This is a genomic window from Aquifex sp., assembly GCF_056494385.1.
In genome coordinates this window covers 1-14165 of record NZ_JBSLZM010000012.1, presented here as the reverse complement: position 1 = coordinate 14165, position 14165 = coordinate 1, and the positions used below count along the sequence as shown (strand labels likewise).

The 14165-nt window shown below is 42.3% G+C and carries 16 protein-coding genes and 1 pseudogene; 10 read left to right on the top strand and 7 right to left on the bottom strand.

Annotation, left to right across the window (positions count from 1 at the left end):
• Positions 1-26 precede the first annotated feature (26 nt).
• Positions 27-536 carry a thiol peroxidase gene (tpx, locus tag ACWB1W_RS01005; protein WP_479369529.1) on the top strand — a complete coding sequence of 170 codons (510 nt, stop codon included), beginning with the start codon at positions 27-29 and terminating at the stop codon, positions 534-536.
• Between the two features lie 57 nt (positions 537-593).
• Positions 594-1229 (top strand): peroxiredoxin, encoded by a 636-nt coding sequence (locus ACWB1W_RS01000; protein WP_479369528.1) that lies wholly within the window; start codon positions 594-596, stop codon positions 1227-1229.
• A gap of 38 nt (positions 1230-1267) precedes the next feature.
• On the opposite strand, the gene ACWB1W_RS00995 is transcribed toward ACWB1W_RS01000, so the two are convergent.
• From ACWB1W_RS00995 to ACWB1W_RS00985, 3 genes are read right to left on the bottom strand one after another with little or no spacing between them, the layout of a single operon-like run.
• Positions 1268-1573, bottom strand: coding sequence for a hypothetical protein (locus ACWB1W_RS00995; protein WP_479369527.1), 306 nt, complete (start codon positions 1571-1573; stop codon positions 1268-1270).
• A 38-nt stretch (positions 1574-1611) separates the two neighbouring features.
• On the bottom strand, positions 1612-1917 hold the full coding sequence (locus tag ACWB1W_RS00990) for a winged helix-turn-helix domain-containing protein (protein WP_479369526.1): 306 nt from the start codon (positions 1915-1917) through the stop codon (positions 1612-1614).
• Positions 1917-2603, bottom strand: a complete 687-nt coding sequence (locus ACWB1W_RS00985) for a YggS family pyridoxal phosphate-dependent enzyme (RefSeq protein WP_479369525.1) — start codon at positions 2601-2603, stop codon at positions 1917-1919. The genes ACWB1W_RS00990 and ACWB1W_RS00985 overlap by 1 nt, the downstream gene beginning before the upstream one ends.
• 13 nt (positions 2604-2616) lie before the next feature.
• Here ACWB1W_RS00985 and ACWB1W_RS00980 point away from each other — a divergent pair, with 13 nt between their 5' ends.
• The 3 genes from ACWB1W_RS00980 to ACWB1W_RS00970 are packed head-to-tail and all read left to right on the top strand — an operon-like array spanning position 2617 to position 5562.
• Positions 2617-3168, top strand: a complete 552-nt coding sequence (locus ACWB1W_RS00980; protein WP_479369524.1) for a diacylglycerol/polyprenol kinase family protein — start codon at positions 2617-2619, stop codon at positions 3166-3168.
• Positions 3165-4088, top strand: coding sequence for a glycosyltransferase family 9 protein (locus ACWB1W_RS00975; protein ID WP_479369523.1), 924 nt, complete (start codon positions 3165-3167; stop codon positions 4086-4088). Before ACWB1W_RS00980 ends, ACWB1W_RS00975 begins: the two co-directional genes overlap by 4 nt.
• 49 nt (positions 4089-4137) lie before the next feature.
• Positions 4138-5562, top strand: coding sequence for a hypothetical protein (locus tag ACWB1W_RS00970; protein ID WP_479369522.1), 1425 nt, complete (start codon positions 4138-4140; stop codon positions 5560-5562).
• Here ACWB1W_RS00970 and ACWB1W_RS00965 read toward each other — a convergent pair.
• Both ACWB1W_RS00965 and rgy read right to left on the bottom strand, forming a co-directional pair.
• Positions 5559-5909: a hypothetical protein gene (locus tag ACWB1W_RS00965; protein WP_479369521.1), complete on the bottom strand. Its 351-nt coding sequence runs from the start codon at positions 5907-5909 to the stop codon at positions 5559-5561. The genes ACWB1W_RS00970 and ACWB1W_RS00965 overlap by 4 nt on opposite strands.
• A gap of 11 nt (positions 5910-5920) precedes the next feature.
• Positions 5921-9364 (bottom strand): reverse gyrase, encoded by a 3444-nt coding sequence (rgy, locus tag ACWB1W_RS00960; RefSeq protein WP_479369520.1) that lies wholly within the window; start codon positions 9362-9364, stop codon positions 5921-5923.
• A gap of 37 nt (positions 9365-9401) precedes the next feature.
• On the opposite strand from rgy, the gene ACWB1W_RS00955 reads away from it, so the two are divergent.
• Together ACWB1W_RS00955 and ACWB1W_RS00950 are read left to right on the top strand one after the other, a co-directional pair.
• Positions 9402-9680, top strand: a complete 279-nt coding sequence (locus tag ACWB1W_RS00955; protein WP_479369519.1) for a hypothetical protein — start codon at positions 9402-9404, stop codon at positions 9678-9680.
• Complete coding sequence (locus tag ACWB1W_RS00950; protein ID WP_479369518.1) at positions 9673-9933, top strand: hypothetical protein; 261 nt, start codon at positions 9673-9675, stop codon at positions 9931-9933. Before ACWB1W_RS00955 ends, ACWB1W_RS00950 begins: the two co-directional genes overlap by 8 nt.
• A gap of 501 nt (positions 9934-10434) precedes the next feature.
• Here ACWB1W_RS00950 and ACWB1W_RS00945 read toward each other — a convergent pair.
• Positions 10435-10695: a hypothetical protein gene (locus tag ACWB1W_RS00945; protein ID WP_479369517.1), complete on the bottom strand. Its 261-nt coding sequence runs from the start codon at positions 10693-10695 to the stop codon at positions 10435-10437.
• Positions 10696-10760: 65 nt separating this feature from the next.
• Between ACWB1W_RS00945 and ACWB1W_RS00940 the strand changes: the two genes are divergently transcribed.
• From ACWB1W_RS00940 to ACWB1W_RS00930, 3 genes are read left to right on the top strand one after another with little or no spacing between them, the layout of a single operon-like run.
• Complete coding sequence (locus ACWB1W_RS00940; RefSeq protein ID WP_479369516.1) at positions 10761-12539, top strand: NADH-quinone oxidoreductase subunit D; 1779 nt, start codon at positions 10761-10763, stop codon at positions 12537-12539.
• Entirely contained in the window at positions 12536-13126 is a 591-nt protein-coding gene (locus ACWB1W_RS00935) for an anthranilate synthase component II (RefSeq protein WP_479369515.1), read from the top strand. Before ACWB1W_RS00940 ends, ACWB1W_RS00935 begins: the two co-directional genes overlap by 4 nt.
• On the top strand, positions 13114-13791 hold the full coding sequence (locus ACWB1W_RS00930) for an endonuclease V (RefSeq protein ID WP_479369549.1): 678 nt from the start codon (positions 13114-13116) through the stop codon (positions 13789-13791). The genes ACWB1W_RS00935 and ACWB1W_RS00930 overlap by 13 nt, the downstream gene beginning before the upstream one ends.
• Here ACWB1W_RS00930 and ACWB1W_RS00925 read toward each other — a convergent pair.
• A pseudogene (locus ACWB1W_RS00925) lies at positions 13780-14165 on the bottom strand (M20 family metallopeptidase); the annotation flags it as partial. The gene ACWB1W_RS00930 and the pseudogene ACWB1W_RS00925 sit on opposite strands and share 12 nt — an antisense overlap.

Genomic DNA, 14165 nt, shown 5'->3' with positions numbered 1-14165 from the left:
AGAATGATTAAAGGGAGGCTATAAATATGGCACAAACGGTTAACTTAAAGGGAAATCCTGTAACCCTTGTAGGCCCTGCCCTGAACGTAGGGGACAGAGCACCCGAAGCCGTGGTTGTTACAAAAGATCTTGAAGAAAAGGCTATAGGTGGAAAGAAGGAAAAAGTTCAAGTTATAATCACCGTTCCCTCACTTGATACGCCTGTCTGTGAAACGGAAACCAAGAAGTTCAACGAGATAATGGCGGGAATGCAAGGGGTGGACGTTACCGTTGTATCAATGGACCTTCCCTTTGCCCAGAAGAGGTTCTGTGAGAGCTTTAACATACAAAACGTCACGGTAGCTTCCGATTTTAGATACAGAGACATGGAGAAGTATGGCGTTCTTATAGGAGAGGGAGCTCTCAAAGGATTACTCGCAAGGGCTGTTTTCATAGTAGACAAAGAAGGAAAGATAGCGTATATACAGCTCGTTCCCGAGATAACGCAGGAACCCGATTACGACGAAGTTGTGAACAAGGTTAAGGAACTTGTTTAAATTGGATTTTTGAGTATAATATTTAATTGAAAATAATTTTCAAAGGAGGTGTAAGCTATGGATGTAAAGGAAGTAGCCAAAAAGATAATAACCGAGTGCCCGCTCAGGGTAGGAGACAAGGTTCCTAATTTTGAGATGGAAATTTACGACCCTTCCACGGGTAAGTTCGGAAAGATTGTTCTTGAAGACCTCCTAAAGGAAAGGAAGTGGGTAATACTCTTCTTCTACCCCGCGGACTACACGTTCGTATGTCCCACGGAGCTTGCGGACCTTGCGGAAAAGTATGAAAAGCTTAAGGAGCTCGGATGCGAGGTTATATCCGTATCCACGGACACGAAGTTCGTTCACCTTGCATGGCACAGGGATGAACCTCTTCTCAAGAACGTAAAGTATCCCATGGGAGCAGACCCCACGGGACAGATATCCAGACTCTTCGGAGTTTACGACGAAAACACGGGACTCGCACTCAGAGGAACATTCATAATTAACCCTGAAGGTATGCTCGTTGGAAGTGAAGTTAACTACTACAATGTCGGTAGAAACGCTGACGAGCTTGTAAGAAAGATGGAAGCAAACGTATACCTCATGTCTCACCCGGAAGAAGCTTGTCCCGCAAAGTGGGAACCCGGAAAGAAGACCCTCAAGCCTTCCGAAGAACTCGTCGGAAGAGTCGGAGAGGTTCTCAACGAGTAATTTTTCTAAAGGGAGGGGTTTACCCCTCCCCCAATTATTTAAGCTACTTGAGCTTCAAGGTTATTTAAAAGCTCAAGAACTTTTTTAGCGTTCTCTTTAAGCTCTTCAGGGCTGTTAAACTCCCTTATCTCTCTCACTATTACGGATAAAGCTGAAAGAAGGTCTTCCTTAAGAGGACCGTTCCCTACCTTAATTCTGTATGTGGCATTTCTTATCGGTTCCTTAATAGCTTCTACTGTTTCAAGAAGCTCCATCTCATTCTTTGCGTTTGCTATAGCTTCAAGCTGTTCCTTAAATTTCTGGAGTAGTTCATAGCCTATCTTAAAGTCGGAATCCATCTGCATTAACGAACCTCCTTAGGAATTTTTAGTTTTATTTTAACTCACCTGTATAAGGATTTAACTATATTGTCAAAGAGCCTTTTGGCTTCCTCGTATTCCTTTATGAGTTTTTCCCCTTCCTGGGTCACCCTTGCACCTTTTCCCCTTTCCCTCTCAACTATTTTCTTCCCCAGCCTCTTCTCCATGACCTTTATATGTTCAAGAGTTTTCTTGTAAGATATTCCCAGCCTATTTGAAGCTTCTTTTATGGAACCTGTTTTTCTTATCTCCTTCAGTATTCTGTATTTCAGGTCTGTAAGGACTGGTTCTCCCTTTTCTTCAAACCAAATCTTATACTTGAGCTCCATTATTCCCTCCTCTCTCCGAACAGAAGGGTACCTATTCTCACTATTGTTGCCCCTTCCTCTATAGCAACCTCAAAGTCGTGGGACATACCCATGGAAAGGTGCGGAAGAGAGACGTTAAACTCCCTTTCAAGCTCTTCCTTAAGTTCGCGAAGTTTCCTAAAGTATGGTCTCACATTCTCCGGGTTCTCAAGATAGGGGGGAATGCTCATTAAACCGAGAACTTTAATGTTCGGAAGGCTAAGGGTATACTCAAACAGCTCCTTTAGGTTTTCGGGGGAAACACCCGCTTTAGTCTCCTCACCTCCTACGTTTACCTCTATTAAAACCTCCTGTACAAGGTTTTTCCTAAATGCCCTTTTTTGTATCTCGTCCGCTAGGCTCTTCCTATCAAGGGAGTGTATAAGTCTGACCTTTCCCATTAAATACTTAACTTTATTGGTCTGAAGCTGTCCTATAAAGTGCCACTCAATACCAATCCCTTTGAGAGCTTCGTATTTCTTCAGGAACTCCTGAACCCTGTTTTCTCCGAAAAGCTTAAGCCCGCACTCGTAAAACTCCTTAATCCTTTCGGGAGGAACGGTTTTTGAAGCTCCGAGTAGTCGTGCACACATTTTCCCCCTTTTGGCTCTTTCACAGGCTTTTTCTACTCTCTCTAATACGTTGTTTAAACGTTCACAGGGTGTCATAATTTTAAGTTTAATGCTTGAGCTGAGAAGGAAGCTCTTTCATATATGCTCATTACTTTTCCTTGCAATTCCCGTTTTATACTTTCCCTTTTGGCTGAACATCTTTCTTTTTTCCTTGGGAATATTTTTGAATCTTCTCATCATATTAAAAAACGAGAAAGTATACCCCTTATTTAAACCTCTTATAGATCTATTTGAAAGGGAAGAAAACATAAAAAAACCGGGAATTCAATCCCTTTATGCCCTTCTCGGTGTTTTTATATCTTATATACTATTCGGAAAAGAAGCCGTTTATGGAGTTATAGTCCTCGCAGTAGGAGACGGATTTTCGGGACTTCTCGGGTATTATTTCGGTAAGAGGAAGCTCTTTTACAACCCCAAAAAGACCCTTGAAGGAAGTGTTGCGTTTTTTGTTGCAAGCTTTGTCATTCTCCTTTTTGTTACGGACTTCTACAAAGCCTTTTTTATCTCCCTTGTTTCCGCCTTCGTAGAAAGTTTAAAACTTTCCGTTGATGATAATCTCTCAATACCCATCGTTGCTTCCTTTCTGGGTGAAGTGTTATGAGAGCTTTAATACTCCGTTTCTCTTCGCTTGGGGACGTTGTTTTAACTTCCTGTCTGTTCGGACCTTTAAGGGAAAAGGGATACGAGATAGACTTACTTACCTTCAAGCCCTACGGAGGCTTATTTCTTGACGACAACCGGGTAAATGTGATAGAAACTACGAAGGAGAATTTACTAAAAGATTTAAAGCATCTTAAAAAAAGTTATGAGCTCAAGATAGACCTTCACAAGAATCTTAAAAGCTACCTTGTTAGACTTTTCCTCGGGGGCAAATGGAAAAGCTATCCGAAGGAAAGCATAAGGAGGAGGCTCTCTGTTTACTTTAAGTTCTTTAGAAAACCTTACTACGTTCCCGAGGCTTACGCAGAAAGCCTTAATGGAATAGTCCAAATAAAGGACACAAGGCCTTATATAAAAGTTTCCGAGGAAAGGGTAAAGAAGTTTAAGGAGCTTTACGGGGATTACATAGTCATAGCACCGGGAGCGAGATACAAGAAAAAAAGGTATCCCTACTACAGGGAGCTTTCCGAAATCCTTATAAAGGAAGGTTTTAACGTTGTTGTCGTAGGAGATAAGAAGGATTACGAGCTTTCAAGGGATTTCCCCGGAATAAATTTATGCGGAAAACTTGAGCTAATAGACGTTCTTGCAGTTATAAAGGGAGCAGGACTTTTTATCGGAAACGACAGCGGGCTTCTTCACTGTGCGAGGGCAGTAAAAACAAAGGCAATTCAGATTTACGGGGGCACCCATCCGACTCTCGGCTTTTCCCTTTATCCCGATGAGGGAGTTGTTTTTTGCAAATGCCTTGATTGTCAACCTTGTGATATTCACGGCAAGGGAAGCTGTCCGATAAACTACAAGTGTCTTGACATAAGTCCTATAAAGATTTTTGAGCAAGTTATAAGAATTCTGAATTGAAAACGAAAAGGAAAGGGACTAGAGTAAAAGCTAAAGGAGGTGGGAGAAGATGGATTTACTTGGAACACTTGTAACAAAAGAAAAAATAAATGGAACTGAGAAGGCGGTTATCTTTAGAGAACTCATAAAAAGGGAAATGGATTTATTAAACGATTACTGTAAGAATAACCACAAGTTTCCCAAGGATTATAGAATTGAGTTCTGTCACCTTCACAACATAAAGAAGATAAACATAGCGAGGCTTCTAACCATTCTGAAGTTTTACGACCCGAGGTTTATAGAGATACTAATGTCAACGGACCCAAAAGTTAGAACCTTCATAGGTTACTTCTTTGAGTTTATAGAAAAACACCCTTACTTTGAGGACGTTCTTGAACCCCAAAATCTCTTCGGAAACTGGGATTACATAAGGTATAAGCTGAAAATCCTCTTTCCGCAGCTCACCTTTGAAGAGATAGACAGATTCAAGTTCAAGAGGAAGGAGTTTATAGAATACGTAAAGGAAAAACTGGGAGAACCCGAAGAAATGATAGAGGATAAGCTCAACCTCGCAACCTGGTATGAAAGTGTCCCTTACCTTGAGCTTGAGAGTGAATTCTCACCGGGTGTTCACCCCGACCCGGTAATGACGCCCGAGGAGTGGTCCTTTATAAAGCGAAACCTAAAAGGTCGGAAGAACATAATAATAAGGGACCCCGATACCGGAAAGGAGAAGCTCGTTTACGTTGAGGTTGATATACCCGACGAAGAACTTGATAAGTATTACAAGAACAGGGAAGGCTTAAAGAAGCTCCTCATGGAAAGGTATAACATAGACGAATCGGGAGCAGAACAGATTCTCAGGAAGGCGGGATGGGAGGCACCCGGGTGGCACATAGTTCCCCCCATACATGAAGATGTAGAGGTAAAGTATCCGGAAGAAGAAAAGAAGGAAGAACAGAAATTCCAAGTAACTGCGGAGAAATACGATATCCTCGGTCTTGCAGCCCATATAAGGTATCTCGGCGGAAGAGAGCTTGAACTTCTCAACTACTACGAGCTCGTTCACGACAAAGTTCCCGAGGTTCACGATAAGTTACACCTATTTATGAGAACTAAAAGAAGACTCCTCGGAAAGCTATTCGGACTATACTACACGGTAGACCCCGTCATGGCGGAAGCGATACTCATAAACTCTCCGGAGAATATAGAACTCCTGAAGGAGCTCACAGTGGTTACGGGGGTAAGGGATAAGAAGTTCTCCATATACGATAGCAAAAAGGTATGGGACGAGATAAAGAGAAGAGTAACCTTTATATTCCCCGAGGTTTCCGAGGAGGAAATAGAGAAGTTTAGAGGCAAAAGAGAAAGCTTCGTAAAGTATCTATCTCAAAAACTCGGAAAACCCGAGGAGTATATAGACGAAAGGTTAGACCGTGCGGGATGGCTCAGAACGGAAGAAATTCCTGCATTCATAAGACACGTAGGACCTTAAGACTCTTTTTTCCTTGCTGTTCTTCTCTTTGGTCTTTGCTCCTCATACTTCTTTGAGAGTTCTTCAACAGTTGGGTAGTAAACCCTTATCTCACCATTCTTTAGGAGAACGTATCCGTGGTTAAGTATGTCCTGTATGTTTTTCTTGTTGTTCAGGAAGTTTTCAAGCTCTTTTATCTCACTGTATCCCTTCAGGGTATACTCCCTCTCCTCTCCGTTGTCAAATACTATCTTCACCTTCATACACCAGAACTTTGAGTTTTCCGCATCTCTACAACGCTCGGGTTTCCCTATCGGTTCTATCCTTACGCTCTTTGCGACAATTTCCTCTTCCCTTACCTCAAACATTTCCTACCTCCTCACTCCACAACCGCTTTCTCAAACTCCCTAACCTCATTATATAGCTCTCTTAGTATATTCCTATAATCTTCCTTACCTTCTTCAACCATGTCCATGAGCTTTTCAAGCCTTCTTGTGAACTCCTCCGAAACGAAAGGTATTATCTTCTCCTTACTTTTTAGAAACTCGTAAACCTGTTTCCCCAATTTTGTCGGTATAAGAAAACCGTTTCGCTCTATAACGTATCCCCTCTCAAGGAGCTTAGAGATTATCGTTGCGTAGGTTGAGGGTCTCCCTATACCCCTTCTCTTCATCTCTTCAACGAGGCTACCCTGGGTATAGAGGTAGGCCATCGGAACGCTCTTTAGCTCCTTCTTGTCCTCAACGTAAACCTTTCCTTGGAGGTTAGGGTTAAGCTCTATGCTGTAAACCCTGTTAAAACCATCTTGTGTAATCTCAACGCTGAGTTTATGCTCAGTTTCCCTGTAAAGGGCTTTTATCTTAACCCTCCTTACCTTTACCTTTGCTGGTCTCATCTGGGAGGCCATAAAGCGTTTAAATATGAGCTCGTAAAGGAGGAGGTGTTCCCTTGTTAGATTTTGGAGCTGTCCCGCATAAATCATGGACCTTAGGTCTTCAACGTCAAGGGGTTTTGTGGGTCTTATACACTCGTGGGCTCCGCCTTCTCCCCAGGTTCTCGGTGTGAAATAGTCGCTTCCGAGCTCTTCACTTATCCATTCCCTTGCGACGTTTACGCCTACGTCCGAAACTCTCGTTGAGTCCGTCCTGTGATAGGTGATGAGACCGTATTCAAACAGCTCCTGAGCAAGGGACATAACCTTAGGAACGGGGAGTCTGTATCTGTCGGAAGCCTCTTTTAACATAGTATCCGTTGTAAAGGGAGGTAGAGGCTTTCTTTCCTCTTCCCACTCCTCAACGGTTTCAACCTCTACCTCTTTTAAGTTCTCGTAAAAAGCTTTTGCGGATTTTTTATCGGTAAACTCATATTCAAGCCTGAACCACTTTCCGTCCTCCTTAAAGGTTATCTGAACGATGTGTTTTTTCTTCCTGTATAGCTTTTCCCGCTCTATTATCCAACCGAGAACGGGTATCTGAACCCTTCCACCCGATAACCAACTCTTGTCAAAAGTTTGCTGAAGAATACGGGATACCTCAAAGCCCACCCACCTGTCCGCTATCCTTCTTACAAGCTGTGCCTTTACTAAATTCTCGTTAAAACTCCTGGGGTTCGCTATAGCGTTCCTTATTGCCTTCCTCGTGACTTCGTGAAACTCAATTCTTTCTATGTTTTCCATAAAGGGACTGAGAAGGGCTCCTATGTCCCACCCTATCTTTTCCCCTTCGGTGTCGGGGTCTGTTCCGACGAGAACGGTGTCCACCTCTTGGGCAACTTCCCTTAATCCCTCAATCACTTTCTCCTTTCCTTCTATAATCTCGTATACTGGAACGTATTCCCCGTCCTGAACTATGACACCGTGAAAAGCTCTATTCTTTATAAGGTCAAGTATATGTCCAAGGGATGCTGTAATCATAAGATAGAGGTCTCCCACCATAACCTCAAGAACGTCTATACCGCCGAGCTTCCTGCTCACGGGTTTTCCGAAGAAGTTCGCTATGGTTCTCGCCTTGTTCGGGCTCTCAACGATGACGAGAACGGGCTTCACATGTTCCTTGTATTCGGGCTTTACCTTACCCTCAAGAATCTCTTTTACCTTTCTCCTGTCTTCGTCTATCTCCGTTAGTATCTCCTCAAGGTTTACCTCCGATAAAGACCTAAAGCTTATGTCCTGGTTAAACCACCTTACCTTTTTCTCAAGGTTCTTAAAGGCTTTTTTATCGTCAACGAGAATAAGGCTGAGACCTTTTGTGAGACCACCGGCGTACATACGGGACGTTCTCCCGCTCGCCTGTAAATATCCCGTAACGTCCGCAACAACGAGCTCGTATCCTTCCTCGGATACCCTTAGTGTTACCTCGTCGGACTTCTTAATCTTTTTTATCAAGCTATCGCTGAGTAAAAACTCCCTTATCTCCTTTGTGAGGTTTTCTATCCTCTCTTTTAGTTCAAGGTTGTTTTCCACGAACTCCTCACTTAAGAAGGAGTATCTCCTTAATCTCTGTATCCAGTTGTCAACCTTCTTAACGTAATCCTTAAGCTCCTTATCCTTAGTTATGAGTGGTCTGAGAGATAGGAGAGCCCACAGGAGGTGGGAAACGGATGTCTCAACCTTTAGGGAAACCTTTATCTTCGGAACACCGTAAAATACAGCATATCTAACAACGTGGGGAAGGTCTATACCCCTCGCAAGAGGGTTCCTGTATGAGGAAATACCTATAACTACATCAACCTCACCCCTCTCAAAGGGTTCTATCTTCTCCTCGTAGGTGATTGCCTTTATTCCGTTTTCTTCAAGAAGTTTTTTAATCTCTTCAACCTTATCCTTTCCGTAGTCGGATGAAACAAAAACGAGCCCCCCCTTTCCGAGTTTTTTCACCCTCTCCACGAGCGTTCTGTCAAGGTTCTCCGCTTCCTCGTAGACGTCTACAATGTTTCTTAAGAATAAAACAGGTTTTCCTACTTCAAAACCGAGGAGTTCCCTAAAAAGCTTAATCCTGTTTGAGCGAGGATTTCCCGTAGCGGAGGAAACAGCTATAACTCCCTTTCTCTTCTTTGCGATCTCCCTGAGTTCTTCCGTTCTTCTTCTTATTTCCTCCCAGTCCTCCTCGGTTTTTTTAGGCTTTTCTTTCAGCTTAATTAATTCAAAGGCTTTATTTATATCCTCTTCCGAAAATCCGAGAAGGTATAAAACTTTATCAACGTTTTTTGCGGTTTTCAGGAAGCTGTCAACGTCGTCAACGAATATAAAATCAAAGTCTTTAGGAAGTATCTCGTAATTTTTATAGAGAAACATAGAAGTGGATATAAGAACATTAAAGTCTCCCTTACTTATCCTTTCCTTATACTCCTTCTTCTTCTTCTCACTAAGCTTTCCCCATACTATTAGTTCCTCTTCCTTTACCCCGAACTTTTTCAGTCTTTCGGAAACCTGTTCAACGAGAAGCTGTGTAGGAAGAATTATATAGGAACGCTTTCCCTTACCCGCAAGGTACGAAGCCATAGAAAGCCCGAAGGTAGTCTTACCCACACCCGTAGGTGCGAGCATAGCAAAACAACGATTAAGGAAGACCTTCCGAGCCCATGACCTTTGCAAACTCCAAGGAGATGTTCCCAGTTTTTCTTTAAAGAACCCTTCCCATTCCCTTAACTCGTCAAGAAGGGAACAAAAATCTTTAAACCTTCCCTCCTTTATCTCGGAACATACCCTCTCTCTTTCTACCTCTATCGGAAGACACTTCTCACAGGGAAGACCCTTGAGAAGTCTATAGGAAGTAATCTCTCCGCCGCAGTTAGGGCACAGCTTTTCAAATACCGCTCCAATCATCGCTTTATCCTCTATCCAAGTGCTTAAATTATATTCTATGGAGCAAAAAAAGGAAGCGGTTCAAACAGAAGAGCTAAAAACCCCCACGATGGAGAAAGAGCTTGAAGAGATGAGGAGGGAGTTCTTCCGTATTATGGAGTTCTGTATTCCCCCCAAAGAGGTAAGGGAAGAGGTTATGAAGAACCTATATGCGATACCTCTCTCGGTTCTGAAGATATTCAGAACTATACTTGACTACGAGATAAAGGTTCTTGAAGAAAGGATTAAGGAAGCTGAAAGGAAACCTACAAAGTCAAAGAGGATAAAAGTTGAGTAAAGTATACTTTCCTCCTCCCTCATTAACATACGGCGAGCTTGTAAAGAAAAATCCCGAGGAACTTTCAAAGGAACTTGAAGCTATCTTTATAAAAGAAATACTAAAAGTAGCCTTCAAGCCTATGCTTTCGGAAAAAGACTTCACGACCAGGATGTATTACGATGCATTCCTTGAAGGGGTGAGTGAGAAGCTTACTTCAGCGGGTGGGGTGGGCATAGCAAAGTTCGTGCTTTCAAATATAGCTAATTTTTAAACTCCTTCTTCTTCCAATTACTTATTTTAACTTAGAGGATAACCAAAATCTGACACAATTTTTTTACCTTTGAACTCCACACGGTTAATTAGGAACTATTGTTCTTATTCTTGTTTTCCTCGTCACACCCCCGAGGATATCTGCACTTTCAACTCCACACGGTTAATTAGGAACATTGAATATTTAGCCACGGAAAAAGTAGAAGACCGTGACTTTCAACTCCACACGGTTAATTAGGAACCCCGCGCTCCTTTAAAAAGATTATAAAGCTCTATAAATAACTTATGAAACTCCCGAACTTAAGAAAGTCCACATAATTTTCGGAAATTCGGAGTGCGGGAAAATGTTCAAAAATTTAGCCTCATCTTCTCTTTATTAATCAACACGAAAATAAAAGTGTCATCAAAACATCGAAGCATCAAAATATCCTGATGCACATTCCTTATTCCATTGCCAAGAAGCCAACGGGGCTTTTTAGCCCCTATGGAAATTTATTATAAACTACTTCTTAAAAATAACAATCTTTACTTTTTTCTCTGTGTGGTCTTCCTTTATAGCAACTATATGACTGCATTCCTCAAGAGGTTTCTCCTTGCTCACTTCTCCTTTTTCCTTATTTAAGTAATAAAGAGTAAAATCCTTATACTCCTCTTCCTTAAACTCCGAAATAGGTCTTATCTTCATATCCATGTTGGCAGTTCTGTATCCGTATATGAGACCAAGTAAGAAGTTAAAGACTTTATCCCCTTTTAGGAACTGCATAACTACATATATAAGATAACACTATGGTGCTATATTAATAAAAAGTCTTAAAGCGGAGGAGAATTATGCCCTGGGCAAAGGAAAGCGACTTTCAGGAACTCTTAAAACTATTCCCCGAGGCTAAAGTGGTTGAAGGGAGTAACGCTACATCAATACACGTCCCGAAGGATAAACTTATAGAACTTCTTAAATACCTGAAAGATAAGCTCGGTTTTAAACTCTTCATTGAACACTCGGTAGTTGACCTTAAGGACCTACTTGAGAAAGAAAAGGAATACAACAAGGCTGTGAAGGAAAATATAATAGCCTTTCCCGAGGATAAAGAATCAAGGTTTATGGCTTTCTATATACTCTACAACGTTGACGAGAAGAAAAGAGTAATTGTAAAAACAAGAACTAATGGAACTCTACCGACGATAGAAAAACTCTGGTTTGCGGGGAAGTGGGCTGAAAGGGAATGTTACGATATGTTCGGAATCCAGTATGAGGGACACGAGAATTTGGTAAGGGCTTTTATGTGGGATACATACCCCTACTTTCCTCTTAGAAAAGACTTTCCCCTTGAGGGTATTCCCGAACAGGAACTTCCCTCTCTTAACGAGGTTATATTCGGGGACAACCTTGAGGGAACTATGAACTACGAACGTATGCATACCCGTGTTCCCACCCTTGAGGACTTGGAAGTTACGGAAAAAAAGAGACTTAAGAAGAAAGCCCAAATAGTTCTGAACTGGGGACCCCTTCATCCGGGAACTCACGGGACTATGTGGTTCTTATTTGACCTTGAAGGGGAAAGGATAGTCCAAACGGACGTAATCCTTGGACAGCTCCATAGGGGAGTTGAGAAACTTGCGGAAAACGAGATGTATAACCAGTTTCTCGTTTACACCGACAGAATGGATTACATATCCGCTCTCTGCTCAAATCAGGCTTGGGTAGTGACAATAGAAAGACTTATGGGTATTCACGATAAAGTTCCCCCGAAGGCTAAGTATATAAGAACGATGATGTCCGAACTTCAAAGGATTAACTCCCACCTCCTCTGGCTGGGGACTTACGCTCTTGACCTCGGGGCACTCACCATATTCCTTTACGCTTTCAAGGAAAGGGAAAAGATAATGGACATAATAGAGGGAATAACAGGTGCCAGGCTCACAATCTCCTACCCGAGAATAGGCGGTGTAAGAATGGACTTACCCGAAGGTGCTCTTGAGGTTATAAAAGCCTTCATTAAGAAGTTCCTTGCAGAGTTAAGAGACTGGGAAACGATACTTACAAGAAATCGTATATGGCTAAGGAGAAATAAAGGCGTTGGAGTGATAACAAAAGAAACCGCATACTATCACGGCGTTACAGGACCCGTAATAAGAGGTTCGGGAATACCTTACGATATAAGGAAGTTTGAACCTTACGACGCCTACGACGAGGTTGAGTTTGACATACCGGTAGGAGAAGTAGGGGATTGCTACGATAGGTACCTCGTAAGGATAGAGGAGATGCGTCAAAGCGTAAGGATAATAGAGCAGTGTGTTGCAAAACTTGAAAAAATGTCAAAGAACGAACCTTTCTTTTACGAGGGAGAAGGCAAGCTAAAACTCTCCCTGGATGGTATAGGATTAAAGGCACCCGTGGGTGAGATATACTCCTCAGGAGAAAATCCCAGAGGAGAGCTCGGTTTTTACGTCGTTTCAAACGGCGGAACTACGCCCTACAGGGTTAAGATAAGACCGCCATCATTCTACAACCTGTGTATTTATCCTCACCTCATGAAGGACAGGTATGTAGCGGACGCTGTTACGGTTCTCGCAAGTATAGACCCGGTTGTTGGAGAAACGGACAGATGAAAGTTTTAATGATAGATAACTATGACAGTTTTACCTACAATCTTGTTCAGTATCTCGGTTCTCTTGGTGCAGATGTAATAGTGAAGAGAAACGACGAGATAAATCTTGATGAAGTAAAGCGAATAGACCCCGATGCAATCGTAATATCCCCGGGACCCTGCACACCCAAAGAAGCGGGAATATCAGTTCCCCTCATAAAGGAGTATTACAGGGATTACCCCATTCTTGGTGTTTGTCTCGGACACCAGTCTATAGGTTACGCCTTCGGAGGGAAAATAGTAAATGCAAAAAGACTTATGCACGGTAAGAGCTCAAAGATTTTCCATACGGGTGAAGGAGTATTCAAAGGCATACCCTCTCCCTTTGAAGCGGTAAGGTACCATTCCCTTGCTATAGAGCGGAAAAGCCTTCCTGAAGTTCTGAAGATAACCGCAGAATCCGACGATAAAGAGATTATGGGAATACAGCATATAGATTATCCCGTTTTCGGTGTTCAGTTTCACCCTGAATCCGTCCTTTCCCAATACGGGATAGAGATACTTAAAAACTTCCTTGAGATAGCGGAGGGTGTAAAATCAAAGAAGTAGACGAAAAAACCCTTGAAAGACTTAAAAGAATTCAAATAGAGTGTGCGAAAAAGGTAATAGCGAAAGATGACTTTGAGAGGATAGAAACCGTAGGTGGAATGGATTTAACCTTTGAAAAAATAAAGGAAAATCCTACCCGTGCCTGGGCTTCCCTCGTTGTAATAGACTTAAAAACCTTGAAGCCCATTTATAAACACGTTGTTGAGGATATAGTTGAGTTTCCATATATTCCCACATTCCTTGCCTTCAGAGAGCTTCCTTTACTTCTTAAGCTATACGAAACAGCTAAGGTAAAACCTGACGTTTACTTCATAGATGGGCAAGGTATAGCTCACCCGAGAGGATGCGGTATAGCTTCCCATTTCGGTGTTGAGACAGGCCAGGTAAGCGTGGGTGTAGCCAAGTCAAGGCTATTCGGATACGGAAAAGAACCTCCCCTTGAAAGAGGTAGCTATACATACCTCAGGTATAAATCAAGAATTATCGGAGCTATTCTAAGAACGAAGTCCCACACATCACCCGTTTACGTTTCCGTCGGGCACCGCATAAGCCTAAAAACAGCGATAGAACTTGTTTTAAAAACCTCAATCTACCGAATCCCGGAACCCACACGGCTGGCACACAACCTCCTCCAAGTGGTAAGAAGAAAATACCTAAAAACCTGAAAGCTCCTTAAAAAGCTCGTAAAAAAATATTGTAAACTTTTCAAGTTCTTCAATGTATATACTTTCCCTGTCTGTGTGACTGTCAAGGAGGCTTCCGTATCCGAAAATTACGCAGTGATAACCCGCCTTGTGGTAATTGCTGGCATCAGTCCAGGAGGGCATAACCCCTTCTTTTGCTTCGCCCTCAATTCTCTCAAGAACTTTCTTTAAAACGGGAAGAAGTCCGTCCGTATTAAAAATCTGGAAAGCCTCCGTATCCTCAACCTTTATGTTTATCTTACATCCCGTATTCAGCTTCTCCTTAACTTCGTAAATTTTATTTATCAGTTCTTCAGGATTTTCATCTTCAAAAACCTTAAACTCAAGAAGAGCCT

Bases quoted from the DNA above. Each gene is read 5' to 3' on its own strand.
- tpx (WP_479369529.1), top strand. From the start codon at position 27: ATGGCACAAACGGTTAACTTAAAGGGAAATCCTGTAACCCTTGTAGGC.
- ACWB1W_RS01000 (WP_479369528.1), top strand. From the start codon at position 594: ATGGATGTAAAGGAAGTAGCCAAAAAGATAATAACCGAGTGCCCGCTC.
- ACWB1W_RS00995 (WP_479369527.1), bottom strand. From the start codon at position 1,573: ATGCAGATGGATTCCGACTTTAAGATAGGCTATGAACTACTCCAGAAA.
- ACWB1W_RS00990 (WP_479369526.1), bottom strand. From the start codon at position 1,917: ATGGAGCTCAAGTATAAGATTTGGTTTGAAGAAAAGGGAGAACCAGTC.
- ACWB1W_RS00985 (WP_479369525.1), bottom strand. From the start codon at position 2,603: ATGACACCCTGTGAACGTTTAAACAACGTATTAGAGAGAGTAGAAAAA.
- ACWB1W_RS00980 (WP_479369524.1), top strand. From the start codon at position 2,617: ATGCTTGAGCTGAGAAGGAAGCTCTTTCATATATGCTCATTACTTTTC.
- ACWB1W_RS00975 (WP_479369523.1), top strand. From the start codon at position 3,165: ATGAGAGCTTTAATACTCCGTTTCTCTTCGCTTGGGGACGTTGTTTTA.
- ACWB1W_RS00970 (WP_479369522.1), top strand. From the start codon at position 4,138: ATGGATTTACTTGGAACACTTGTAACAAAAGAAAAAATAAATGGAACT.
- ACWB1W_RS00965 (WP_479369521.1), bottom strand. From the start codon at position 5,909: ATGTTTGAGGTAAGGGAAGAGGAAATTGTCGCAAAGAGCGTAAGGATA.
- rgy (WP_479369520.1), bottom strand. From the start codon at position 9,364: ATGATTGGAGCGGTATTTGAAAAGCTGTGCCCTAACTGCGGCGGAGAG.
- ACWB1W_RS00955 (WP_479369519.1), top strand. From the start codon at position 9,402: ATGGAGCAAAAAAAGGAAGCGGTTCAAACAGAAGAGCTAAAAACCCCC.
- ACWB1W_RS00945 (WP_479369517.1), bottom strand. From the start codon at position 10,695: ATGCAGTTCCTAAAAGGGGATAAAGTCTTTAACTTCTTACTTGGTCTC.
- ACWB1W_RS00940 (WP_479369516.1), top strand. From the start codon at position 10,761: ATGCCCTGGGCAAAGGAAAGCGACTTTCAGGAACTCTTAAAACTATTC.
- ACWB1W_RS00935 (WP_479369515.1), top strand. From the start codon at position 12,536: ATGAAAGTTTTAATGATAGATAACTATGACAGTTTTACCTACAATCTT.